Here is a 25179-nt window from a genome sequence, read left to right on the forward strand (position 1 = left end):
TCGCGGATCACACGAACTCTTCACAAGGGAAATAACAATGAACAACGTGTATCGATTCAACGGCGCAGCCGGTGTACTGGCGGCGGCGCTTCTTTTGCCGGGGCTTTCGCTTGCCAGCACTCTCGAGACGGTCAAGGAGCGCGGGTCGCTTCGCTGCGGGGTCAACGCCGCTCAGCCCGGCTTCTCGGCGCTGGACGACGAGGACACCTACCAGGGACTCGATACCGACATCTGCCGGGCGGTGGCCGCCGCGGCCCTGGGTGAGGGCGCGCGGGTGGAGTTCGTGCCGCTGGACTCCGTCGAGCGCTTCGCCGCATTGCAGTCCGGTGAAATCGACGTGCTCGCTCGCACCACCACCTGGACCTCCACCCGCGACACCACGCTGGGCATCCATTTCACCGGCGTTAGCTATTACGACGGCCAGGCGTTCATGGTGGCAAGCGACCTGAACGTGCAAAGCGCCCGAGAGCTCGACGGTGCGGCGGTCTGCACCCAGTCCGGCACTACCAGCGAGCTCAACCTCGCCGACTACTTCCGCCGCCACGGCATGGAATTCGACGCGGTGGTCTTCGATGCCCCGGAGCAATCGATCATCGGCTTCGAAGAGGGGCGCTGCGACGTGCTGAGCTCGGATGCTTCGCAGCTCTACGCCCAGCGGATGCAGCTTACGGATCCGGACATGGCGGTGGTACTGCCCGAGGTGATCTCGAAAGAGCCGCTGGGTCCGGCGGTGCGCCAGGGGGATGATCAGTGGTTCAACATCGTCAAGTGGTCGCTTTTTGCGCTGCTCAATGCCGAGGAGCTGGGCGTCACCCAGGCCAACGTGGATGAAAAGCTCGAGGACGAAAATCCCGAAATCATGCGGTTGCTGGGCCGTGACGGCGAGTTCGGCGAGGGCATGGGGCTCGAGGCGGACTGGGCGTATCAGATCGTCAAGCAGGTCGGTAACTATGGTGAGGTCTTCGAGCGCACCGTCGGCGCGGGCTCAGCGTTTAATATCGGCCGAGGCTTGAACGCCCTGTGGAAAGAGGGTGGCGTTCAGTATGCGCCGCCGATTCGCTAGGCTCGTTGCGCTATTTACCTGTTTTTGCTGAACGATTTTCAAACAGCTGTTTGGAAGGCGCCCCAAAAGAGGGCGCCGCGTAGCCGATTACGCACCGTTTTACAGCACCACTTTGGTCCTAACGTAGGCGCACTTGCGTTGAAAAGCGCTGAATGAGCCAACATGCCCTTTCTGGCATCTTCCTTGCTAGCGTTAGGGTGGCGTATATCGACACCTGTAACGATATTCCAATAACGAAGACGGGAAACCACCATGTTCAACAAGAAAAACGCGGTACTGCTGGCCTCCGCTGGCGCTCTCACCCTATCCGGCGTTGCGAGCGTTCAGGCGGACGTATTGGAAGATACGCGCTCACGAGGCGCCGTCCAGTGTGGCGTGAGCGACGGCCTGCCGGGCTTCTCCGCGCCAAACGACAGCGGCGAGTGGCAGGGGCTCGACGTCGACATCTGCCGCGCCGTCGCCGCTGCAGTGCTGGGCGATGCCGACGCGGTGAACTACATCTCGCTCAACGCCGTCGAGCGCTTCACCGCGCTGCAGTCCGGCGAAGTCGACGTACTTTCGCGCAACACCACCTGGACCACCACCCGCGACACCACTCTGGGCCTCAATTTCACCGGCGTGACCTTCTACGACGGTATCGGCTTCATGGTCAACCGCGATCTGGGCCTTAGCGGCGCTGACGAGCTCGACGGCGCGGCGATCTGTATCCAGTCCGGCACCACTACCGAGCTCAACGTGGCCGACTACTTCCGCGCCAACGACATGGCCTTCGATCCGATCGTCTTCGATACCTCCGAGCAGACCGTGGGCGGCTTCCAGTCCGGGCGCTGCGACGTGCTGACCTCCGATACCTCGCAGCTCGCCGCGCTGCGTATCCAGCTCGACGACCCGGACGGCGCCGTGATCCTGCCGGAGATCATCTCCAAGGAGCCGCTGGGCCCGGTGGTGCGTCAGGGCGACGACACCTGGTTCAACATCGTCAAGTGGTCGCTGTTCGCCATGCTCAACGCCGAAGAGTACGGCATCAGCTCCGAGAACGTCGACGAGATGATGGACAGCGAAAACCCGGACGTCGCGCGCATCCTGGGACAGGACGGCAACTACGGTGAAGGCATGGGCCTGGAAGCCGATTGGGCCTACAACATCATCAGCCAGGTGGGTAACTACGCCGAAAGCTTTGATCGCAACGTGGGTATGGACTCGCCGCTTCAGATCGAGCGCGGCGTCAACGCGCTCTGGAACCAGGGTGGCTTTCACTACGCACCGCCGATTCGCTAAGCGTCTCGCATGACCCCGGCCCGCCGCGCACCGCCCGGCGGGCCGTTTGATGGATTCTGCCGTACCGCGGAGACGCATTCATGTCAGCAAGACCGACCGCTCGCCCGGTGGGCCACAAGCCCCCCTTCTGGCGAGACCGCGCCAAGCGCGCGCTCATTTTTCAGGTGCTGGTGGTGGCCGCCGTTGCCGCCTTTCTGCTCTATATCGTGGGCAACACCCAGCAGAACCTGGCCGCCCGGGGCATCACCACGGGCTTTGGCTTTCTCGACAACACCGCAGGCTTCGGCATCGTTCAAAGCCTGATCGACTACTCCTCGCAAAGCACCTACGGGCGCACCTTTTTCGTCGGCCTGCTCAACACCCTGCTGGTGGGGGGTCTGGGGGTACTCGCGGCGACTATCATCGGCTTCATCGTCGGCATCGCCAGGCTTTCACCCAACTGGCTGATCGCCAAGCTGGCCGCCGCCTACATCGAGATTTTTCGCAACATCCCGCTGCTTTTGCAGATCTTTTTCTGGTACTTCGCCGTTCTACGTACGCTCCCGAGCGCCCGCGAAAGCTACGCCTTTGGCGAGATAATTTTCTTGAACGTGCGTGGGCTCTACCTGCCCGACCCGCTGTTCGAGTCCGGTTTCGGGCTGATTCCCGTGGCCTTCATCGTGGCACTCATCGCCAGCATCGCGCTGATCGTCTGGAACAAGCGCCGCCACGAGGCCACCGGTAAGCGCCTGCCCGCTTACTGGACCGCCTTCGGCCTTCTGCTCGGCCTGCCGCTTCTGGTGCTGGTGGCGACCGGCGTGCCGATCACCTGGGACGTGCCGGAACTGCGGGGCTTCAACTTCCGGGGCGGCGTCACCGTCATTCCGGAATTTCTGGCGCTGTGGCTGGCGCTGTCGATCTACACCGCCTCGTTCATCGCCGAGATCGTGCGCTCGGGCGTCCAAGCGATCTCCCACGGCCAGACCGAAGCCGCCCAGGCGCTAAGCCTGCCGCGCAACCTGATCCTGCGGCTAGTGGTCATTCCCCAGGCGATGCGGGTGATCATTCCGCCTCTCACCAGCCAGTACCTGAACCTGATCAAGAACTCGTCGCTGGCGACCGCGATCGGCTACCCGGATCTGGTGTCGGTGTTCGCCGGCACCACGCTGAACCAGACCGGCCAGGCCATCGAGGTCATCGCCATGACCATGGCGGTCTATCTGAGCATCAGCTTGACGGTATCGCTGTTCATGAACTGGTTCAACGCCCGCGTGGCGCTGGTCGAACGCTAGGCGAGGATGACACTCCATGATTCACAATAAAACCATGATCGAGCAGCGCCCGGCGCCGAAAAATACCATCGGCCCCGTAGCGTGGCTGCGCGCCAACCTCTTTAATGGCCCCATCAATACGCTCTTCACGCTAGTCGGCCTCTATGTTCTCTACCTGTTGGTGGTGCCTACCGTGCAGTGGGCGCTGATCGACGCTGACTGGGTGGGCACTACGCGCGAAGACTGCTCCCGCGAGGGCGCCTGCTGGGTGTTCATCAAGGCGCGCTTTACCCAGTTCATCTACGGGCTCTACCCACGCTCGGAGCTGTGGCGCGCCAACATCGTTTTCGTCGGCTTCTTCGCGCTGATCGCCTGGCTTGCCATACCGCGACTGCCTTTCAAGCGCTGGGTGGCGGTGTTTGCGCTGGTGGTGTTCCCGGTGATCGCGTTTGTTCTGCTCCACGGCGGCTATTTCGACCTGCCGCGTGTTCCCACCCACCGCTGGGGCGGGCTGATGCTCACGCTCTTGCTGGCGTCGGTGGGCATGATCGGGGCGCTGCCCATCGGTATCGTGCTCGCGCTCGGACGGCGCTCGAACATGCCGATCGTCAAGAGCTTCTCAGTGGTGTTCATCGAGTTCTGGCGCGGCGTACCGCTGATCACGGTGCTGTTCATGGCCTCGGTGATGCTGCCGCTGTTTCTGCCCTCGGAGCTCACCGTCGATCGGCTGATTCGCGCGCTGATCGGTATCACGCTGTTCCAGAGCGCCTACATGGCGGAGGTGATTCGCGGCGGGCTACAAGCGATTCCGCGCGGCCAGGACGAAGCCGCCGCCGCGCTCGGCATGACCTACTGGAAGCGCATGGGGCTGATCGTGATGCCCCAGGCGCTGAAGATGATGATTCCCGGCATCGTCAACACCTTCATCTCGCTATTCAAGGATACGACGCTGGTTATGATCATCGGCCTCTTCGATCTTCTCGGCATCGTGCAGGCGGCGCTTTCCGACTCGCGCTGGCTGGGTTTCTCGCTGGAAGGCTACGTGTTCGCCGCGTTCATGTTCTGGATTTTCTGTTTCAGCATGTCGCGCTATAGCCAGTACCTCGAGCGCCGGCTCAACACCGGTCACAAGCGTTAACGCCGCTTACCCAATAAGGACAATCCCATGAGCGAAGCAGCTTTGAACACCGAAGATCGAATGGTCGAAATGCGCGGCGTCAACAAGTGGTACGGCGACTTTCACGTGCTGCGTGATATCGACCTGGAAGTAAAACGCGGCGAGCGTATCGTGATTTGCGGGCCTTCAGGCTCGGGCAAATCCACCCTGATTCGCTGCATCAATCACCTGGAAGAGCACCAGCAGGGCGAGATCGTCGTCGGCGGCGTGCCGCTCACCCAGGACGTCAAGCGCATCGAGCAGGTACGGCGCAGCGTGGGCATGGTATTTCAGCACTTCAACCTTTTTCCCCATCTAAGCGTGCTGGAGAACTGCTGCATCGCGCCGATGTGGGTGCAGAAGAAACCGCGCCGCGAAGCCGAGGCCCAGGCGATGAAGTATCTGGAGCGGGTACGCATCGCCGAGCAGGCGAAGAAGTACCCGGGCCAGCTCTCCGGCGGTCAGCAGCAGCGCGTGGCGATTGCACGCTCATTGTGTATGCACCCGGACGTGATGCTGTTCGACGAGCCCACCTCGGCGCTCGACCCGGAGATGATCAAGGAAGTGCTCGACGTCATGATCGAGCTCGCCAACGAGGGCATGACGATGCTCTGCGTGACCCACGAAATGGGCTTTGCCAAAACCGTGGCGGACCGGGTGATCTTCATGGATCAGGGCCAGATCATCGAGGAGAACGCCCCGGAGCCCTTCTTCAACGACCCACAGTCCGAGCGTACCCGGCTCTTTTTGAGCCAGATCCTCGGTCACTAGGCGCTTTTGTCGACCAGCGTGATGCTGGCAGGCTCTAGCGGCGTCTGGTTGCGATGGCCGGTGAGCGGTTTGCCGGCTATCGCGGTCAGCAGTATCTGCAGCGGGTCGCCGTGGCTGACCAGCAGGATCGTCTCGTCCTCAAAGCGCGCTTCCAGCGCTTCGATCACCGCCTGCATACGGGCCGCGACCCGGGCGACCGGCTCGACCCCGTGCGAAGCGTGTTCGGCGTTGGAGTCATCGAGCACCCAGACGCCCTCGTAGCACGCCACTTTCTGACCGTCGAACTCGCCGAAATAGCGCTCGCGCAGGCGTTCGTCCTTTTCCACCGGCACACCCAGCGCCTTCGCCACACGCCCCGCCGTTTCGGTAGTGCGCAGAAAATCCGAATGCACGATGCGCGAAGGCACCGGCCAGGCCCAGTTTTCCACCACCTCGTCGAGCTGACGCTCACCGGTTGCGGAAAGCCCGAAGGCGTCGAGCCCGCGCTCGGGGGAGCTTACGATCAGCCCCTGCTCGTTGGCCTGGCTGTGGCCGTGGCGCATCAGCAGATAGCGGTTGCGCCAATGGTATAAGGTGCCCTGTAAAGTGCTTGACATACGTTTGTCACAAACCCTACGTTGAAGAAGTGTCGTTTTCGAAAAATAAACATTCAATGCGCAGAAACGAAACCATAACCCCGCCGCGCACCGCTGTAACGCTCAAAATCGCGCGTCGATCATAAGAATAACCGTTACCGAGGTTCTCATGACTATCCTGTCTTGTAAGTCTGCCCTTTCGCTGGCGGTGGCGCTTCCGCTTGCGCTGCTCTCCTCTACCGCCCTTGCCGAGTGCGAACGCGGTGATCTGGATACGATCTACTGCGATGAAAACGGCGACATGGTCGCCGACCGCCCCGCCGACGAGTCCGAGTGGGCCAATCCGGACACGCTGATCTTCGCTTATACCCCGGTCGAAGATCCTGCTATCTACTCCGATATCTGGCAGCCATTCATCGATCATTTATCCGAAGTGACCGGGCGCGACGTGCGCTTTTTCGCCGTTCAGTCCAACGCCGCTCAGGTCGAAGCAATGCGCAGCGGCCGGCTTCACATCGCCGGATTCTCGACAGGCCCTACGCCCTTCGCGGTAAATTTGGCAGGCGCGGTGCCGTTTGCGCTGATGGGCTCCGACGACGGTCAGTTCGGCTATACGCTGCAGCTTTTCACCCACGTCGACTCCGATATCGAAACCCTAGAGGATCTAAAAGGCAAGCGTGTCGCTCACACTTCGCCGACGTCCAACTCCGGTAACCTCGCGCCCCGCGCGCTGCTTCCGGAACTGGGGATCACGCCAGACGAGGACTACGAAGTCGTCTACTCCGGCAGCCACGACCAGTCCATGCTGGGCGTGGTCGCGCGCGACTACGATGCCGCCCCGGTCGCCTCGGAAGTGGTCGAACGCATGGCCGCGCGTGGACTCTACGACGAGGAGGACGTGCGTTTGATCTATGAATCCGACCGATTCCCCACCACCTCCTACAACTATGCCTACAATCTGCATCCGGATCTCGTCGAAAAGATCGAAGAGGCGTTTTTCAGCTTCGACTTCGCTGGTACCGAGCTTGGCGAGGAGTTCGAGGGCGTCGAGAAGTTCATTCCGATCAACTACAAGGATAACTGGCAGGTGATTCGCACCATCCAGGCCGCCAATGGCGTGACCTACACGCCCGAGAACATGGAAGAGTAAAACGTGCCGCGCCCCCGGGGCGCGGTTTGCTGGCTGCCGATGGAAGCGACAACATGCTGGAAATCAAGAATCTGGTCAAACGCTATGGCCACAGCGAGCCCGTACTCAAGGGGCTCGATCTCAAGGTCGAAGGCAATAGCGTGGTGTCCATCGTGGGCGCCTCGGGGGCGGGCAAGAGCACCATGCTGCGCTGTATCAATCGCCTGGTGGAGCCCACATCGGGCTCGATTACGCTCAACGGCACCGAGCTCGTTCATTTGAAAGGCGCGGAGCTGCGCCGCGCTCGACGCAAGATCGGCATGGTCTTTCAGGGCTTCAACCTGCTCGACCGGCTGACGGTGATGGAGAACGTGCTGGCGGGACGGCTCGGTTACGTCAACCTCTTTCAAGCGATTTCCCGGCGCTACCCTCAGGCAGACATCGATCGCGCCTTTCACCTGATGGAGCGCGTGGGAATCGCCCACTACGCCAATAAGCGCGCCGACGAGCTTTCCGGCGGTGAGCGCCAGCGGGTCGGCGTGGTTCGCGCGCTGATGCAGGAGCCGGACGTGCTGCTGGCCGACGAACCCACCGCCTCGCTCGACCCGCGCACCTCGGAGCAGATCATGGTGCTCTTGCAAAGCCTTGCAAATGAGCTTTCGCTGCCGGTGCTGATCAACATTCATAACGTCGCCCAGGCCAAAACCTACACCGAGCGCATCGTCGGGCTGCGCCACGGCAAGATGATCTTCGACGGGATACCGGCGGACTTCAACAAGGATGCCCTGGATGAGATTTACGGTGGCATCGAGGCGCCGGATGATGCGATCACCGATGTCCCGGCCGAGGAAAAAAGCCATGACGCCACCTGAAGCCTCGACACCGCGACAGTGGCGAAAACCGCCGTTCATCGCCAATCCGGTGGTGCGCTACGGCCTGCTGGTCATCGCGGCGGCCTACCTGATATGGGCGTTTGGTTCGCTGCCGTTCAACTGGGCACGCATCAGCGAGGGGCTGCCGCGGGCGGCGCGCATTTTCAGCGGCGGCTTTCCGCCCAATTTCGACCGCTTCGAGCTTTTGCTGACCGGCTTCAAGGAGAGCTTTCAGATCGCGATACTGGCAACGCTTTTGGGCGTGCTACTCTCGATTCCGTTCGCCGTGATGGCCGCTCGCAATATCGCGCCGCTGCCGATTTATCTGATCGGCCGCGCGGTGATCATCGTCTCACGAAGCTTTCATCCGGTGATCGTGGCGATTCTTTTCGTGGCCGCCGTGGGCTTTGGTCCGCTGGCGGGCATCCTGACGCTTACGCTCTACTCGATCGGTTTCGTCGGCAAGCTCCTGGCCGAGGAGATCGAAGAGATCGACTGGGGCCAGGTCGAAGCGATGCGCGCCGCCGGAGCCGGCTATCTGGCCACGCTCTTCTACGCCGTATTTCCGCAAATCCTGCCTCGCCAGATCGGGCTTTCGATGTATCAGCTCGACAGTAACCTGCGCGCCTCCGCCGTGGTCGGTATCGTTGGCGCTGGCGGCATCGGCGGCACCCTGATGAACGCCTTCGGGCGCTACGACTACGACTTTGCCTTTGCGATCCTGCTGGTGATCATCGCGGTGATTCTGCTCAGTGAGGGCATCAGCGGTTGGGTGAGGAAAAAGATATGGTAGATCACGCCGAACGACTCGCCGACCGCGTCTGGCAGCGTTTTGATCGCAAGGAACGTTTGATTCGCTACGCCGTGCTGTTATCGACCCTGACACTCGTCGTCTGGGCGCTGCGCGATATCGACATCTTCTGGCCCTGGGTGTGGGACGCCCCGGATCAGATCGCCGGGCTCGCCGGACGCATGTGGCCACCAAGCCCGGATGGGTTCGCCAACATCGTCAGCGCCTTGCTCGAAACCGTGCATATCGCCACGCTCGCAACGTTTCTGACGATTTTTCTTGCGCTGCCGGTAGCCTATATCGCCGCTCAGAACACCACCCCCAACCGGGCGTGCCTGTGGTTCGGGCGCTTCATTCTGGTCTCGAGCCGCTCGGTGAACACGATTATCTGGGCGCTTTTGTTCGTGGCGATCTTCGGCCCCGGCGTACTGGCGGGGATTCTCGCCATCGTGTTCCGCTCGATCGGCTTCATCGGCAAGCTGATGGGCGAGGCGATCGAGGAGATCGACCGGCGCCCGGTCGAGGCGATGGAGGCGACCGGTGCCTCCAAGGCCAAGGTCATCGCGTACGCGATCGTGCCTCAAGTCATGCCGGCCTTTTTCGCCATCGTCATTCTGCGCTGGGACATCAACATTCGTGAATCGACCGTGCTGGGACTGGTGGGCGCCGGCGGTATCGGCGTGATTCTGCAGGGCGCCATCGACACCTTCGCCTGGCCGACGGTGGCCACGATCCTGTTGGCGATCATCGTGCTAGTGCTGATCGGCGAGGCCGTTACCAGCCTCTTGCGACGCAAGGTGCTCTGACGCGAGCGCCAGGACGCGGTGGACGGTTGACCTAACGCCCACCGCTTGCCAGGTTTAATCCATCACTAACGACACGGAGGACGTTCGATCATGCCTACTTACATCGTGGTAGCCGACGCAGGACGCGCGCGCATCTTCACCCACGCCGCCAACAAGCTCACCGAGAAAGAGAGCCTGGTGCACGCCGAAGGTCAGATGCACGAAGGGGATCTGGTGACCGATAGCCCCGGAGCGGACGTGCATACCGGCTCCCAGGGCTCGGCACGCTCCTCCGCCGAGGGCGGCGAGGCGCTCGAGCACGAAAACGAGATGTTCGCCAAGCAGGTGACCCAGTACCTGTTCGATGCCCGTACCAGCAACAGGATGGACGAGCTCGTGTTGATCGCCGCGCCGAAGTTCCTCGGGCTTTTGCGCGACAAGCTCGACAAGCCGACCCAGAAGCTGGTGACGAATACGCTCTCCAAGGATCTGACCAAAGCCTCCCAGGAGGAGATCGAAAAGGCGGTCAAGAATCTGGGATAAGTCTTTCGCCTTTGACTGAAGCAATACCTCGCGCCGCTTTCCCGGTCCTTCAACCGCCGACCCTCTCGGCGCGATGGGCGGCCCCGGGAAAGCGGCGCTCTCCTCTTTGGATGCCTCGCCGGTATTGACGCTCCCGCCGCGTTTCAGCCGCTTTTGCCCTCCACTCTCGGCCTTTCCCCTCTTCTCTCTGCCCTGAAGCGCCTTCGTACTCATTCTCCTTGAGAAGCGGCGAACCCTTAAAGTCGTGTCGTTCCGAGCCGATAAATGAAGCGACTACTGCGCACCTCGCGCTTTCGCTTTTCATGAACGTTAGAAGGAACACCACCCGCCCATGCTCGCCTCTCTACGCGCACGCATTACCCTGATGACGCTCGTTGTCATCACCCTGGCGCTACTCATCAACGCCGGAATCAGTTACAAGACCCTGCAAACGCACAATGACCGCCAGGTGGCTCAGAATCTCGTATCGCTGTCCCAAAGCAACGCTCTGGCTATCGAGGAGTGGGTCGCGGCCCGTATTTCCATGGTCGAGGCGGCGCGCGTTCACATGATCAGTGGTGACCCTGCAGCGTCGCTTGTTCAGCTTGCCGACTCCGGCGGCTTTTCGTCCGCCAATCTCGGGCTTCCCGACGGCGGCCTGGTCGCCTCGGATGGCTGGATACCGGATGCCGACTATGATGCCCGTGAGCGTGGGTGGTACCAGAGCGCCGTTGCCCAGAAAGGCACCATCGTCTCAGAGCCCTACCGGGATGCCGAAAGCGGCAACCTGGTAGTCACGATCGCTACCCCGATCGAGCAAAATGGCCGTTTTTATGGCGTCGTGGGCGGTAGTGCGACCATCAACCAACTGGTCGAACAGGTCAATTCGATTCAGCCCACCCCGGCAAGCTTCGCTTTTCTGAGCAGCAATGCCGAGACGATCATCGCCCACCCGGATAACGCACTTTCTCTCGAGCCACTCGAGCGCATCAGTGCGGCGCTGATCCCCGCCACCCTCAACCGGTTGAGCGCGAATCCCAACGCTTGGGAAACTATCGAGGTGGACGGTGAAGCCAAACGTTTGGCCGTCACCCCCATCGCTGGCACAGACTGGGATCTGGGGGTGGCGCTCGACGAGTACGAGGCCACCGCCGGCCTGCGCGCCATCATCAAGTCGGCGCTGATCACCCTGCTGATCGTAATTGCCATCACCGCGGTCGCGATTGGTATCTGGCTCAAGCGCACCCTTTCAGGCCTCGAGCGCGCCCGCGATGCCCTCGACGATATCGCCTCTGGCGAGGGTGATCTGACCCGGCGGCTAACGGTAGCCGGCAAGGACGAGGTCGCCCAGATCAGCTCGGCCTTCAACCGCTTCGTCGACAAGATGGAGCACGTGCTGATCGACGTACGCGCCAGCAGCGACGCGGTGCACCATGCCGCCAACGAGATCGCTTCCGGCGGTCAGGACCTTTCCCGGCGCACCGACAACACCGCCGCGAGCCTCCAGCAGACTTCCGCGTCCATCGAGCAGATCACCAGCACCGTGCAGCAGACCGCCACTTCCGCTCAGCAGGCGAGCAAGCTCTCGCAGAGCGCCTCTCACGTGGCGGGCCAGGGCGGCCAGGTGATGGAAAACGTCGTGACCACCATGGCGGACATCACCCAGGCCTCCGAGAAGATCGGCGAGATCGTCACCCTGATGAACAGCATCTCGTTTCAGACCAACCTGCTGGCGCTCAACGCCTCGGTGGAAGCCGCCCGGGCCGGTGAGCACGGCCGCGGCTTCGCCGTGGTGGCCGAAGAGGTGCGTACTCTGGCGCGACGCAGCAGCGACGCGGCCAACGACATTCAAAAGCTGATCGAGGACTCCCAGGGCAAGGTCAACAGCGGCACCGAGCTGGTGCGAAGCGCCGGCGACACCATGAACGATATCGTCACCCACATCGCCCGCGTCAACGACGTGCTCGGCGAGATCGAGGCCGCGACCGGCGAGCAGAGCGACGGCATCAATCAGGTCAACATCGCGGTAGCGGACCTGGACCGCATGACCCAGGAGAACGCCGCACTGGTCGAGGAGTCCACCACCGCCGCCGAGCAGTTGAAGGAGCAGTCCGGGCAGCTTGCGCGGATCATTGGTAGCTTCAAGGTGTCGAGTGCCGGTCACATCCCGGCTCCGGTTGCACCACCCGCCCGGGCGTCGGCGCTTCCCGCCACAACGCCCCACCCGGCTCTGGTGATGTCCAACCATGGCGACTGGGAGGAGTTCTAGCGCCATCGTCCTCTCCACGACCGAGTCAGGCCCCGGGGATCGCGCTTCCCCGGGGCATCCTTTTCCCTGCACCGCACGTCTTGACTCCCCTCTTCAACACCCGAGAATCATATGCAGTTTGGCTCCTTGAGAACCTATATGCTTGCCTTGGCAAGCCCCTGTCTGCTGGCCATCGTGGCCGCACTGACCATCTATAGCCTGATGGCTACCGACCGCACTTCGGCCACCGTCGATCAACATACGCGAGAACAGGCAGCCGCGGCGGTCGACGCACGCCTGAATGCCCTCACCGATGCCGCAGGCGCACGTATCCAAAGCAAGCTCGAAAGTGCCCTGCAGATTGCCGAGCAGTTGGCCCGCGTCAATTCACTGATAGGCATCACCGACGAGGAGGGACGCCAGGCGGTCTACCTGAGCCGTCGCCAGCTCTCCAATATCGTTCGCCAAACCGTGGCCGACAATCCGGCGCTGCTGGATGCCTTCATCGGCTGGGAACCCGACGCCTTCGGTGACGATACGCGTTTTAGTGGCGAACAGCGCTACGGCCATGACGGCAGCGGGCGGTTCATGCCTTGGTGGTATCGCACCGACGAGGGTGAGCTTTCGGTGCTACCTCTGGGCGAAACCATGGATAGTCAGACCGAGATGGCCAACGGTATCCGTGAAGGCGAGTACTATCTCTGTCCTAAAGAAACCCTTGCCCCCTGCATCATCGACCCCGCTATTTACGACTACAACGGCGAGTCGCTGCTAGTGACTTCCTTCAACGCTCCCATTCTGGTCGACGGCGCGTTCCGCGGTGTCGCCGGGGTCGATCTCGCGCTCAGTTTTATCCAGCAAATGCTCGACGAAGCCAACCAGTCTTTGTACAACGGCGCTGGTCGCATGATGCTGGTCGCCGGTCAGGGCGGTTTGGTCGCCGATACCGCCCATGCCGAAACCCTGGGCCAGTCCGCACGCAACGTGCTATCGAATGACGTCATCGAAGGCATCGCTCGAGTGACCAATCAAGTCGATTTCGAAGGCGATACTCATGATGGCTTGATCCATCGCTACCGAGTGGTACGTATCGGCGAGACACGGGTTCCTTGGGTATTGGTATTGCAACTGCCTGAAGAGGTGGTGTTCGCCAATATCAACGCGCTTCAGGATCTGCTAGGCGATCAGCGTAACCAGACCACCTTGGGCATGGCGCTGGTGGGCGCGCTGTTGGCCATCGTCGGCATGTTGGCGCTGTGGTGGATCAGCGGACGTATCGCCCGCCCCTTGCGTCGCTTGGCCGACCGCATGCGCGACATCGCCTCTGGCGAGGGGGACCTGACCCAGCGCCTGCCGGTACGCGGGCGTGACGAAAGCGCCGAGCTTGCCACCCAATTCAATGCATTCGCCGAGAAGATCCACGACGTGCTGATCGACGTACGCGCCAGCAGCGAGTCCGTCCATCACGCTGCCAGCGAGATTACCCAGGGCGGGCAGGATCTCTCCCGGCGCACCGATCAGGCCGCCGCGAGCCTCCAGCAGACCTCGTCGGCGATGGAAGAGATCAGCAGTACCGTGGGCCACACCACCGGCGCCTCGCGGGAGGCCAGCGAGCTCTCCCAGACCGCCTCGCAGCTTGCGGCTCACACCAACGCCGCCTTCGAGCAGGTGGTGACGACCATGGACGACATTCGCGCCACCTCCGACGAGATTCAGAGCATCGTCAAGGTGATCGACGGTATCGCCTTTCAGACCAACCTGCTGGCGCTCAACGCCTCGGTCGAGGCGGCGCGGGCGGGCGAGCACGGCCGTGGATTCGCCGTGGTCGCCCAGGAGGTGCGCATGCTGGCATCGCGCAGTAGCGACGCCGCGGCGGACATTCGCCAGCGCATCAGCGCCTCGACCGAGCAGGTCAAAAGCGGCACCCAACTGGTGCACGACGCCGAGCGCGCCATGCACGATCTGGCCGATAGCGTTACCCGGGTCAGCCAGATGCTCGGTGACATCAGCACCGCCGCCAGCGAGCAGAACGACGGCATCGGTCAGGTGAGCATCGCGGTCAGTGACATGGATCAGATGACCCAACAGAATGCGGCCCTTGTCGAGGAATCCACGACGGCTGCCGAACAGCTCAAGGAGCAGGCCGAGCGTCTAGCCGAGCTGGTGGGAGGGTTCACGCTGGAAGCGAGTCCGGTCACGACGACACGCTCGCTGCCGACTCCGACCTCTCTTTGAAACCAGCGCCTATCAAGAAGCTTTTCTTTCATGGCAAGGAGATACACCACCAGCAAGCGCAGCGGCGATGAATCTCCCGGAATTAGACTAAAGAAGTAGGCGGTTTCGCCGATAGCTAAACGCCAAACCACCTGCGCGAGGAGCGGTCATCGCACCCCTGCTCGTTTAACCCTGAGAGCCCTCATGCTGTCTTCACTACGTAACCGTATCATCGTCGCCGTTCTGGCGACGATCATGCTGGCCTTGGCGATCAACGCTACCGTCAGCTATTTCACCCTCAAGACTCATAACGACCGTCAGATTACCCAGCAGCTGGCCTCCATCTCCCAAGGCAACGCGGGGATACTGGAGGAGTGGGCGGCGGCCCGCACTTCGATGCTGGAGGCCGCCAGCCGCCGCGTAAGCGAGGAGCCCTCACTGACTACCCTGACACAGCTTGAAGAGTCCGGCGGTTTTCTGGCGGCCTTCTTCGGTCAGGCCGATGGGCGCCATCTTTCTACTACGCCGGTGTCCGAGGGATACGATCCTCGCACGCGCGACTGGTATCAGGATGCGACCGCCGAGGATGGCTTGATCATTTCTCTCCCCTATATCGATGACGCCACCGGACGTCTGGTGGTCACCTTCGCCATGCCGGTCAAGCGCAACCAGCGCCTGCTCGGCGTCATTGGCGGCGATGTGACGATCGACAGTCTCATCCAGCACGTCAACGCCATCCAGCCCACACCGTCGAGCTTTGCCTTCTTGAGCGCTCGAGGCGAAACGGTGATCGCGCATCCCGATAAGTCGTTGACGCTCGAGCCGATCCAGCAGATGGGCCAGGGTCTGACCACAGAGGAACTCAAGCGGCTGGGCGCCAACCCCGGCACCTGGACACCGCTGGAGGTCGATAGCCATCTCAAACGCCTGACGGTCACGCCGATCACCGGCACCGACTGGGAACTCGGAGTAGTCCTGGACGAGCATGAAGCCACGAGCGGGTTGCGGCTCCTTCTACACTCCGCGCTGTTCACGCTTGCCGTAGTCGTCGCTATAACCGCGCTGCTGCTGGGGCTGTGGCTCAAACGCACATTGGCCGGCCTCGAGCGCGCCCGCGATGCCCTGAACGATATCGCCTCTGGCGAGGGTGATCTGACCCGGCGGCTAACCGTAGCCGGCAAGGACGAGGTCGCCCAGATCAGCTCGGCCTTCAACCGCTTCGTCGACAAGATGGAGCACGTGCTGATCAACGTACGCGCCAGCAGCGACGCGGTGCACCACGCCGCCAACGAGATCGCTTCCGGCGGCCAGGATCTTTCCCGGCGCACCGACAACACCGCCGCGAGCCTCCAGCAGACTTCCGCGTCCATCGAGCAGATCACCAGCACCGTGCAGCAGACCGCCGCCTCTGCTCAGCAGGCGAGCAAGCTATCGCAGAGTGCCTCTCACGTGGCGGGCCAGGGCGGTCAGGTGATGGAAAACGTCGTGACCACCATGGCGGACATCACCCAGGCCTCCGAGAAGATCGGCGAGATCGTCACCCTGATGAACAGCATCTCGTTTCAGACCAACCTGCTGGCGCTCAACGCCTCGGTGGAAGCCGCCCGGGCCGGTGAGCACGGCCGCGGCTTCGCCGTGGTGGCCGAAGAGGTGCGTACTCTGGCGCGGCGCAGCAGCGACGCGGCCAACGACATTCAAAAGCTGATCGAGGACTCCCAGGGCAAGGTCAACAGCGGCACCGAGCTGGTGCGAAGCGCTGGCGACACCATGAACGATATCGTCACCCACATCGCCCGCGTCAACGACGTGCTCGGCGAGATCAAGGCGGCGACCGGCGAGCAGAGCGACGGCATCAATCAGGTCAACATCGCGGTAGCGGACCTGGACCGCATGACCCAGGAGAACGCCGCACTGGTCGAGGAGTCCACCACCGCCGCCGAGCAGTTGAAGGAGCAGTCCGGGCAGCTGGCGCGGATCATCGGCAGTTTCAAGGTCTCAAGCACCGGATCACCGATGCACGCTCTTACGCCCATCGCCGCACCGGCGAAGCCACCGCAGCTCGCCTCTTCGAAGCCGCGCCCGGCCATGGCCTCCGCGGTTCAGGACGAGTGGGACGAGTTCTAGAGCGCATCATTACGGCACCGGCGGCAGCGCGATATCGTCGCTCTTGCTGGCGCCGGCGGTCATTTCGCGGCACAGCCGCAGAAACTCGCGCACGCCGGTGGTCAGGTACTTGTGGCGGTGCCAGATGAAGGTGAACTGGCGCTTGAGATCCAGCTCCGGCGTAGGGAGTGCAACGAGACTCCCGCGCCGGAAAGCGTCGCGCAGCGCCAGTTTCGAAACACAGCCGATGCCGAGCCCTGACTCCACCGCGCGCTTGATGCCCTCGGTATGCTCGAGCTCCAGCAGCGTGTTGAAGCGGCTGCGGCGGTGGCGGGCGGCGTGCTCGAGGGTCATACGCGTGCCGGAGCCCTCCTCGCGCATGATCCAGTCCTCGCGCAGAAGCTCCTCGAGTTCGAGATGTTCCCGCCCGGCAAGCGGATGGCGCGGTGAGCAGAACACGCACAGTTCATCCTCGACCCAGGGTTGGCTGATGATCATCTCGTCGTCACACTGACCTTCGATCAACCCCAGGTCCAGCGAGTGCTGGCGCACGCCTTCGATGATGTGGCGCGTATTGCGCACGGCAAGCCGCACCCGGCTACCGGGATAGCGCTGCATGAAGTCGCTGATCAGAAGCGTGGCCAGGTAGTTGCCAATGGTCAGCGTGGCGCCGACCTCGAGCGCCCCCACCCCCTTCTGCCCGCGCAGAAGCTCTTCGACCTCTTCGGCGCGATCCAGCAGCGCCACCGCCTTGGGCAGCAGCTGAAACCCCAGCGCGTTGAGCTTCAAGCGTTTGCCCAGGCGATCCAAAAGCTGGCAATCGAACTGACGCTCGAGCTCGGTCAGTGCGGTGCTGGTCGCGGATTGCGACATGGCGAGCGAGCGCGCCGCCCGGGAGACGCTTTCGTGCTGGGCAACTGCCACAAAGACTTCGAGCTGGCGCAGGGTGTAGTGCATGGCTCACCTATATCGATTTTGCAGATATTGTTTATCAGTATAATTGACTTAACAGATATACGCCCACCCATTAGACTTCACGGCAACATTACCCATCGCTTTTTATTCCTTTAGAGAATATTGAATGCGAACGGGGTTCACCTTCATGAATCAAGGAGTCGTCATGAGCAAGTTTGCCCTCGAAGAAGTGCTGAGCGTTCACCACTGGAACGACACGCTGTTCAGCTTTCGTACCACCCGCGAGCGCAGCCTGCGTTTCAAGACCGGCCAGTTCGTGATGATCGGCCTGGAAGTCAACGGCAAGCCCCTGATGCGTGCCTACTCGATCGCCAGCCCCAACTACGAGGATCACCTTGAGTTCTTCAGCATCAAGGTGCCGGACGGCCCGCTCACCTCGCGCCTGCAGCACCTGAAAGTCGGCGATCAGATCATGGTCAGCCGCAAGCCCACCGGCACACTGGTGTGTGACGATCTGCTGCCCGGGCGTAACCTATACATGCTCTCCACCGGCACGGGCCTTGCCCCCTTCATGAGCCTGATTCAGGATCCGGAAGTGTACGAGCGCTACGAGAAAGTCGTGCTGGTACACGGCGTGCGCGAAGTGTCCGAGCTGGCCTACGCCGACTTCATCACGAAAGAGCTCCCCGCTCACGAGTACCTGGGCGAAGAGATCGCCGAGAAGCTCGTCTACTACCCGACGGTCACCCGCGAAGAGTTCCACACCATGGGCCGGCTGACCGACCACATCAAGAGCGGCAAGATCTTCGAAGATACGGGCCTTCCGCCCATCGACCCGCGCCAGGACCGCGCCATGATCTGCGGAAGCCCGGCAATGCTCGACGACACCAGCGCCCTGCTCGACGAACTCGGCATGAACATCTCGCCGCGTATGGGCGAGCCCGGCGACTACGTGATCGAACGCGCCTTCGTCGAGAAGTGAGTTTTTCGTGAATCGTGAATCGTGAATCGTGAATCGTGAATCGTGAATCGTGAATCGTGAATCGTGAATCGTGAATCGTGAATCGTGAATCGTGAATCGTGAATCAGGATGCTAGGCGCTACCTTTATCGCGCTGCAAACAAAAACCCCTGCCGGAGATACTCCGCAGGGGTTTTTTACTACTCACGATTCACGACTTACCCTTCACACACTTAAACCGCATCCTTACCGGTTTCGCCGGTGCGGATACGGATCACCTGCTCAAGCGGCATGACGAAGATCTTGCCGTCGCCGATCTTGCCGGTGTTGGCAACCTGGGTGATCGCTTCGATCACCTGCTCGACCAGCTCGTCATCCACGGCCACTTCGAGCTTCACCTTGGGCAGAAAGTCGACCACGTACTCGGCGCCGCGGTAGAGCTCGGTGTGCCCCTTCTGTCGGCCAAAGCCCTTTACTTCCGTCACGGTAATCCCTTGTACACCGATATCCGAGAGCGATTCGCGTACGTCATCAAGCTTGAACGGCTTGATAATGGCTGATATGAGCTTCATGGTGACATCCTCTCGCTGGGTGGCCGATTATGGGTCGGGCGACATCGCGTTCGCGTCTTCGCCCCCTGCCATCAGCATACACCGCGAACGCCAGAGAATAAAAAGCCTCCCTGGAGGGAGGCCATGAAGAAACGGACATCGTCTTGTCATTAATCTGTAAAACGGCTTACTTCTTGACGCTGAACTCCGGGTAAGCCTCGAGGCCGCACTCGGCGATATCCACGCCTTCGTACTCTTCCTCTTCGCTGACGCGGATGCCCATGATGGCTTTCAGCACCAGCCAGACCACCAGGCTCGCTGCGAAGACCCAGACGAAGATGCCCGCGATACCGATCAGCTGCGCGCCGAAGGAGGCATCGCCGTTGGTGAACGGTACGGCCAGCACGCCCCAGATACCCACGACACCGTGCACCGAAATCGCACCCACCGGGTCATCGAGCTTCAGCTTGTCCAGCGTGACGATGGCCGCGACCACGATCACCCCACCGATGGCGCCAATGATCGCCGCACCCAGCGCGGTGGGCGAAAGCGGATCAGCGGTAATAGCGACGAGCCCGGCCAGCGCGCCGTTGAGCGCCATGGTCAAATCCGCTTTGCGGAACCACAGCTTGGCCAATACCAGCGCGGCGATGACACCGGCGGCGGCGGCGGCGTTGGTGTTGACGAACACCTGGGCGACGTTGTTGGCCGAGGCCACGTCGGACAGTTTGAGTTCGGAGCCGCCGTTGAAGCCGAACCAGCCCATCCACAGGATGAAGGTACCGAGCGTTGCCAGCGGCATGTTCGCGCCGGGAATGGCGTGGATAGCGCCGTCCTTGCCGTACTTGCCCTTACGCGGGCCGAGGATCAGCACGCCAGCGAGTGCAGCGGCCGCACCGGCCATATGTACGATGCCGGAACCGGCGTAGTCGGAGTAGCCGACTGCATCCAGCCAGCCGCCGCCCCAGGTCCAGTAGCCGGATACCGGGTAGATGAAGCCGGTCATCACCACGGCGAAGGCCAGAAATGCCCAGAGCTTCATGCGCTCGGCCACGGCACCCGAAACGATCGACATGGCGGTCGCCACGAACACCACCTGGAAGAAGAAGTCGGCACGCATGGCGTAATAAGGCGCGTCTTCACCGCCGCCCAGCGCCGCCTCCACGCTGTTTTCCGCCCCGATCAGAAAGCCCAGGCTCGGCAAAAAGCCGCCTTCGGAGCTTGAGTACATGATGTAGTAACCCACCAGCAGATACATGGTGCAGGCAATAGCGAACAGCGAGATGTTCTTGGTCAGAATTTCCGCGGTGTTCTTCCCGCGCACCATGCCCGCCTCGAGCATCGAGAAGCCGGCGGCCATCCACATGACCAGCGCCCCGCAAATCAAAAAGTAGAAGGTATCGAGCGCGTAGCTCAGATCGGTTACCTCGTTCATGAATCGTTCCCCATGTACTTAAATGTTATATCGAGCCCAAAAACGCATCGCCACCGATTAAACGGCGTCGGCGCCGCGCTCGCCGGTACGAATACGGATGACGTCCTCGAGTGGCGTGACGAACACCTTGCCGTCGCCGATCTTGCCGCTGTTCGCCGCACTACAGATGGCATCGAGCACGCTGTCCAGGCGCGAATCGTCCACCGCGACTTCCACCTTCACCTTGGGCAGAAAATCGACCACGTACTCGGCGCCGCGGTAGAGTTCGGTGTGCCCTTTCTGGCGGCCAAAACCCTTGACCTCGGTAACCGTGATTCCCTGCACGCCGTTGTCCGCCAGTGCTTCACGGACATCGTCGAGCTTGAACGGCTTGATGATAGCGGTGATGAGTTTCATCCCGGATCTCCCTGCTGATGGATAGCGGCGCGCCGCCGAAAATGATGCAATGCCTCGATAATGCGCATACCGTGCCAGTGATTAAAATTAGTTAAAAAATCATTACCTTAAGCTTACATATTCAAGGCATGGCTCTAACGATTACGCGCCATCACGGTGCAGTGAAAGCTCACCGCACTGTTAAAGTGCGAATCAAAAATCGACTTGCATTGTTTTGATGCAGCGTCATCGAGAACCGTAAAAAGCGCTAACGAACGATCCGGAAACATGCGCATTGAGCATTCGTTGCGTATCCTTACGCCAGAGCCGTTCACATTTATGCGTTCCTATCAGGAGAGAGTCATGGCGACCCAAGACCGCATCAGCCGCCTCGCCCAACAGATTGGCGATCGTTTGCAAAACGCCTCGCACGCGCCGGAGGACATTCAAAAAGGCGTGCAGCAGGTCATGCGCGGCGCGTTTGATCGCATGGAGCTGGTCTCTCGCGAGGATTTCGACATTCTGATGGATGTCCTCCAGCGCACCCGGTCCCGGGTCGAAGCGCTGGAGCGCCAGGTGGCGAAGCTGGAGGCCTCGATCGACGCAAGCCAGGCCGACCCGACCACGCCCCTGGAAGCCGAAGCGCAAACCACCCCAACACCGAAAGAGCCGGCCAAAAAGACGCCCAAGCCGCGCGCCGCGACTACCAAGGCGACCAAAAGCGGCGCAGATTCGAAGGATGCCACGGGCTCGGTCGACGACCTGGGCGAGTAGTCACCACGCGCTGGAACGCGTTGACATTCAACGCGCCGTGCAAGGCTTTTTTGGCCGCGCGGCACGCTTGAAAACCTGCCCGGGTGATCTTCGATTGAATCAACAAATGAGAAAAACTATCATTGCTTTTCTCAACGCCACCCATTGGCGTTTGATTCAATAACAACCGGATTCGGGATCACCCATGACACGCCCTGTATTATTGAGCGCCGCTTTTCTGAGCGGCGCTTTCCCTCTGCTATCGCTTGCACAATCCCAGCCCAACGACGCGGCTCAGGTCGACCAGGACACCCTGGTCGTGGTCGGCTCGCGCACGCCCACCCAAATCAGCCAGATTCCCGGCGCGGTGCACGTGGTCGAAGGCGAGGAGCTCACCCAGCAGATCAATGCGGGCAGCGATTTGAAAACGGCGCTGGGCCGGCTGGTGCCGGGGCTCGATTTTGGCCCCCAAGGGCGCACCAATGCGGGGCAAAATATGCGCGGGCGCAGCGTGCAGGTGCTCATCGACGGCGTCTCGCTGAATAATTCGCGGGGGCTATCGCGCCAGTTCGATGCCATCGACCCGTTCAACATCGCGCGTGTCGAAGTGCTCTCGGGTACCACCAGCCTCTACGGCGGCGGCGCCACCGGCGGGCTGATCAACATCATCACCAGGCAGGGCAAGCCCGGCCGCCCCCGGTTCGAAACCCAGGCGAGTGTGACCACCGGCTTCAACAGCAGCCACGATCTGGACCGGCGGCTCTCCCAGTCCGCCAGCGGTGGAAGCGATACCGTATACGGGCGCATCGGTGTCTCGCTCAACGAAAACGGCCGCCAGTACGACGCCAGCGGCGACGAGATCTTCCCCGATATCGCCCAGAGCGACCTGCAGGGCAACCGCAGCCTCGACATACTCGGCAACCTGAACATCGAGCTCACCGACGAGCAGACGCTCCAGCTCACCGGCCAGCTCTACGACTCCGGCAAGGAGAACGACCGCGGCGTTTTCTACCCGAACATCGCCGCCGCCGCGCCGAACCTGGACAACGCCGATATTCGTAGCGGCTTTACCGCCGACCGCGAGCCGCGCACCGACCGCAAGATGATCAGCGCCAGCTACCACCACGCCGATCTGCTCAATCAGGATTTCTACCTGCAGGCGTTTCACCGCGAGGAGGAGTCGAGCTTCCACCCCTTCCCCTACCGCGCCCAGGGGGGAGGCTACTACTTTGCCGCCTCTCAGCAGAACACCACGCTGAGCGGTTTGAAGGGGCTTTTCTCGGCGGACCTGACCGATAGCGTCAACCTGAGCTACGGCGCGGATATCGACCGTGAGTCGTTCGATGCCTCGCAGATGCGCTTTGACCGCGCGGCGAGCGACGCCAGCGGCGGGCTCGTTCAGCGTCGCGATAGCGTCACCCCGCGCTACCCGAGCTTCGAGGTCGATACCCTTTCGCTGTTCAGCCAGGGCGAGTGGTGGGCCACCGAGCAGCTCAAGTTCAGCGGCGGCGTGCGCCACCAGCGCATGGATGTCGATATCGACGACTTCAACGGTGTGCCCGGCGGCTCGAGCGATTACGACGTCACCCTTTACAACGCCAGCGCCCTTTATGATTTCGACAACGGTCACCAGAGCTGGCTGGGCTATTCAGAAGGCTTCGAGCTGCCGGATCCGTCGAAGTACTACGGCCGCGCCGGCCAGACCGTCGCTGACAATCCGCTCGACGGCATCAAGACCCGTCAGGTCGAACTCGGCTGGCGCTATCAGGGCGGCGACTGGCTGGCCCAGGCGGCGGCCTACTACGCCTGGTCGGATACCGCGATCGAACTCGATCAGGATCTTAACATTTCCCAGGTCGACGACGACCGCCGCGACTACGGGCTGGAGGCTTCGCTGACGCGCTACATCGGCAACCACTGGGAAGTAGGCACGACGCTTCACGCGCTCACCTCCGAGCAGAAGGTGGACGGCGACTGGCAGGATCGCGGCATCACCGTCTCGCCCTATCCCTCCCAGGACAGCCTGACTGCCCACGTGGCCTGGCAGGATGACGCACGCACGCTTCGCCTTCAGGGCAGCCACGCCCGCGAGTACGAGGACGCCGAAGGCGAACGCATCGACGGCTTCACCACCTTTGATCTGATCGGAAGCCAGGCCACGGATTTCGGCACCCTGAGCCTGGGTGTCAGCAACCTGACCGATAAACAGTACTCCACGCCCTGGGGTCAGCGCGCCGTGGGCTTCTATTCACCCACTTACGGCCCGGAGTATCTGTACGACTACCAGGCCCGCGGGCGCACTTTTACGCTGGGCTGGTCGCTCAAGTACTGATGCAGCGTGTGTTTCGGAGGGCAAGGTCATGCGAAGCGCCGCCCTGAGCGCCATTACGCCGCACACCCTGGCGCAGTTGGGCCAGCGGTTCGGTATTCGCTATCGCATCGACGACGCTCCGGGAGCCGCCACTCCTGAGGCCGCCGCTACGCCGGTGGCTCGGGGCCGCGTCCAGGATGTGCGCCTGTTCGACTCGCTGCACCTGACGCTGTCGGAGCTCGAGGTCGAGCGCGGCTATACCTCGTCATCCTGCCAAAGCGTGCCCTGGTTCGTCAGCGTCGTGCTCGATGGCGAGGTATCGCTGACGCTGGGCGAGCAGAAGTATGATCTTACCGCCGGGAAAGGGTTCTGCGCACCGCTGGGCACCGCGCGGCCGCTCGTCGTGTATCAGCCAAGGCAGCGGCATCTGCAAACGGTCAATCTCGCGGTACTGGCTACCGAGCCCTTCGCGCTGCCCTCGCCGCCTCAGCCGGGGGCGCTTCACGTCTGGACGCTACCGGCGGCGCTGCACCGCCTTCTGATCGAGCAGGCGCGCCAACCCGCCAGCGCCTGGCGCCAGCGGCTGGCGTGGCAGGGGCTCGCCCTTCAGCTTTTGGGCACGGCCCTTCCCGAGAACGACGATGCCGGACCGGTCAGGGTTTCAAAGCGCGAACACGCCTGCCTGGCCGCGCTTCACGAACGTATTCGTCGTCATCCCGGTGCGGAGTACCGCCTGGCGGAGCTGGCCGATGCCGCCGCCATGAGCGCCAGCAGCCTGCGCGAGAAATTCAGCCGTCATTACGGCTACACGCTCTTCACCCACATTCGACGCTGCCGACTGGACCAGGCACGGCGCTATCTTGAACAGGGCTATAGCGTTCAGCAAACCGCCCACGCCAGCGGCTTCAAGCACGCGACCAACTTCGCCACGGCGTACAAGCGCGCCTTTGGCGTCACGCCGCATACCGTCGGCCCTCCCCATCGCTGACCCGGTAAGAAGATCGGCAAAGGTTCCCTTGTTGCTCGAAACATGACAGCGCGCATAGCAAATCTGGCGCCTCGCATACCTATCTCAGCACATAAAGAGCAATAATTCTCATTATCCAGTGATACTCTTTACGCG

General features: G+C 61.9%; 22 protein-coding genes. 17 read left to right on the forward strand and 5 right to left on the reverse strand.

Annotated elements, in window-relative coordinates:
* Nucleotides 1-37: 37 nt before the first annotated feature.
* From ACGK9R_RS11645 to ACGK9R_RS11665, 5 genes are all read left to right on the forward strand, one after another.
* A complete protein-coding gene (locus ACGK9R_RS11645; RefSeq protein ID WP_394581415.1) occupies nt 38-1063 on the forward strand; it encodes an amino acid ABC transporter substrate-binding protein in 1026 nt (341 codons plus the stop codon).
* A gap of 252 nt (nt 1064-1315) precedes the next feature.
* Nucleotides 1316-2341 carry an amino acid ABC transporter substrate-binding protein gene (locus ACGK9R_RS11650; protein WP_394581416.1) on the forward strand — a complete coding sequence of 342 codons (1026 nt, stop codon included), beginning with the start codon at nt 1316-1318 and terminating at the stop codon, nt 2339-2341.
* A gap of 80 nt (nt 2342-2421) precedes the next feature.
* A complete protein-coding gene (locus ACGK9R_RS11655) occupies nt 2422-3612 on the forward strand; it encodes an amino acid ABC transporter permease (RefSeq protein WP_394581418.1) in 1191 nt (396 codons plus the stop codon).
* Between the two features lie 16 nt (nt 3613-3628).
* Nucleotides 3629-4729, forward strand: coding sequence for an amino acid ABC transporter permease (locus tag ACGK9R_RS11660; protein WP_394581421.1), 1101 nt, complete (start codon nt 3629-3631; stop codon nt 4727-4729).
* A 60-nt stretch (nt 4730-4789) separates the two neighbouring features.
* A complete protein-coding gene (locus tag ACGK9R_RS11665) occupies nt 4790-5518 on the forward strand; it encodes an amino acid ABC transporter ATP-binding protein (protein ID WP_394581636.1) in 729 nt (242 codons plus the stop codon).
* Here the strand turns inward: ACGK9R_RS11665 and ACGK9R_RS11670 are convergent.
* Nucleotides 5515-6114 (reverse strand): histidine phosphatase family protein, encoded by a 600-nt coding sequence (locus ACGK9R_RS11670; protein WP_394581423.1) that lies wholly within the window; start codon nt 6112-6114, stop codon nt 5515-5517. The two genes, ACGK9R_RS11665 and ACGK9R_RS11670, sit on opposite strands and share 4 nt — an antisense overlap.
* A 148-nt stretch (nt 6115-6262) precedes the next feature.
* Between ACGK9R_RS11670 and phnD the strand changes: the two genes are divergently transcribed.
* The 8 genes from phnD to ACGK9R_RS11710 all read left to right on the forward strand — a co-directional run bounded on the left by phnD (nt 6263) and on the right by ACGK9R_RS11710 (nt 16777).
* Nucleotides 6263-7243, forward strand: a complete 981-nt coding sequence (phnD, locus tag ACGK9R_RS11675) for a phosphate/phosphite/phosphonate ABC transporter substrate-binding protein (RefSeq protein WP_394581425.1) — start codon at nt 6263-6265, stop codon at nt 7241-7243.
* A 53-nt stretch (nt 7244-7296) separates the two neighbouring features.
* Nucleotides 7297-8094: a phosphonate ABC transporter ATP-binding protein gene (gene phnC, locus ACGK9R_RS11680; protein ID WP_394581429.1), complete on the forward strand. Its 798-nt coding sequence runs from the start codon at nt 7297-7299 to the stop codon at nt 8092-8094.
* Nucleotides 8081-8887: a phosphonate ABC transporter, permease protein PhnE gene (gene phnE / locus ACGK9R_RS11685; RefSeq protein ID WP_394581431.1), complete on the forward strand. Its 807-nt coding sequence runs from the start codon at nt 8081-8083 to the stop codon at nt 8885-8887. Before phnC ends, phnE (ACGK9R_RS11685) begins: the two co-directional genes overlap by 14 nt.
* Nucleotides 8881-9690 (forward strand): phosphonate ABC transporter, permease protein PhnE, encoded by an 810-nt coding sequence (gene phnE, locus ACGK9R_RS11690; RefSeq protein WP_394581433.1) that lies wholly within the window; start codon nt 8881-8883, stop codon nt 9688-9690. The genes phnE (ACGK9R_RS11685) and phnE (ACGK9R_RS11690) overlap by 7 nt, the downstream gene beginning before the upstream one ends.
* Nucleotides 9691-9780: 90 nt before the next feature.
* Complete coding sequence (locus tag ACGK9R_RS11695) at nt 9781-10212, forward strand: host attachment protein (protein ID WP_394581434.1); 432 nt, start codon at nt 9781-9783, stop codon at nt 10210-10212.
* A 331-nt stretch (nt 10213-10543) separates the two neighbouring features.
* The gene (locus tag ACGK9R_RS11700; protein ID WP_394581436.1) at nt 10544-12460 is read left to right on the forward strand and encodes a methyl-accepting chemotaxis protein; all 1917 of its coding nucleotides are present in this window, start codon (nt 10544-10546) and stop codon (nt 12458-12460) included.
* Nucleotides 12461-12571: 111 nt separating this feature from the next.
* Nucleotides 12572-14674, forward strand: a complete 2103-nt coding sequence (locus tag ACGK9R_RS11705; RefSeq protein ID WP_394581438.1) for a methyl-accepting chemotaxis protein — start codon at nt 12572-12574, stop codon at nt 14672-14674.
* Between the two features lie 183 nt (nt 14675-14857).
* Nucleotides 14858-16777: a methyl-accepting chemotaxis protein gene (locus ACGK9R_RS11710; RefSeq protein WP_394581440.1), complete on the forward strand. Its 1920-nt coding sequence runs from the start codon at nt 14858-14860 to the stop codon at nt 16775-16777.
* A 9-nt stretch (nt 16778-16786) separates the two neighbouring features.
* Here the strand turns inward: ACGK9R_RS11710 and ACGK9R_RS11715 are convergent, their stop codons facing one another.
* Nucleotides 16787-17713, reverse strand: coding sequence for a LysR family transcriptional regulator (locus ACGK9R_RS11715; protein ID WP_394581441.1), 927 nt, complete (start codon nt 17711-17713; stop codon nt 16787-16789).
* Nucleotides 17714-17876: 163 nt separating this feature from the next.
* On the opposite strand from ACGK9R_RS11715, the gene ACGK9R_RS11720 reads away from it, so the two are divergent.
* Complete coding sequence (locus ACGK9R_RS11720; protein WP_394581443.1) at nt 17877-18653, forward strand: ferredoxin--NADP reductase; 777 nt, start codon at nt 17877-17879, stop codon at nt 18651-18653.
* Between the two features lie 211 nt (nt 18654-18864).
* Here ACGK9R_RS11720 and glnK read toward each other — a convergent pair whose 3' ends face one another.
* From glnK to ACGK9R_RS11735, 3 genes are all read right to left on the reverse strand, one after another.
* Nucleotides 18865-19203 (reverse strand): P-II family nitrogen regulator, encoded by a 339-nt coding sequence (gene glnK / locus ACGK9R_RS11725; protein WP_252108177.1) that lies wholly within the window; start codon nt 19201-19203, stop codon nt 18865-18867.
* 166 nt (nt 19204-19369) lie between these two features.
* Entirely contained in the window at nt 19370-20617 is a 1248-nt protein-coding gene (locus tag ACGK9R_RS11730; protein WP_394581446.1) for an ammonium transporter, read from the reverse strand.
* A gap of 57 nt (nt 20618-20674) precedes the next feature.
* The gene (locus ACGK9R_RS11735) at nt 20675-21013 is read right to left on the reverse strand and encodes a P-II family nitrogen regulator (RefSeq protein WP_394581448.1); all 339 of its coding nucleotides are present in this window, start codon (nt 21011-21013) and stop codon (nt 20675-20677) included.
* A gap of 342 nt (nt 21014-21355) precedes the next feature.
* Here ACGK9R_RS11735 and ACGK9R_RS11740 point away from each other — a divergent pair, with 342 nt between their 5' ends.
* The 3 genes from ACGK9R_RS11740 (at nt 21356) to ACGK9R_RS11750 (ending at nt 25044) form a co-directional block, all read left to right on the forward strand.
* Nucleotides 21356-21766 carry an accessory factor UbiK family protein gene (locus ACGK9R_RS11740; RefSeq protein ID WP_394581450.1) on the forward strand — a complete coding sequence of 137 codons (411 nt, stop codon included), beginning with the start codon at nt 21356-21358 and terminating at the stop codon, nt 21764-21766.
* A gap of 184 nt (nt 21767-21950) precedes the next feature.
* A complete protein-coding gene (locus tag ACGK9R_RS11745; protein ID WP_394581452.1) occupies nt 21951-24077 on the forward strand; it encodes a TonB-dependent receptor in 2127 nt (708 codons plus the stop codon).
* A gap of 28 nt (nt 24078-24105) precedes the next feature.
* Nucleotides 24106-25044, forward strand: coding sequence for an AraC family transcriptional regulator (locus ACGK9R_RS11750; protein WP_394581454.1), 939 nt, complete (start codon nt 24106-24108; stop codon nt 25042-25044).
* Nucleotides 25045-25179: the final 135 nt, after the last annotated feature.

Source organism: Halomonas sp. HNIBRBA4712 (genome assembly GCF_043558675.1).
In the GTDB taxonomy this organism is placed as follows: domain Bacteria; phylum Pseudomonadota; class Gammaproteobacteria; order Pseudomonadales; family Halomonadaceae; genus Vreelandella.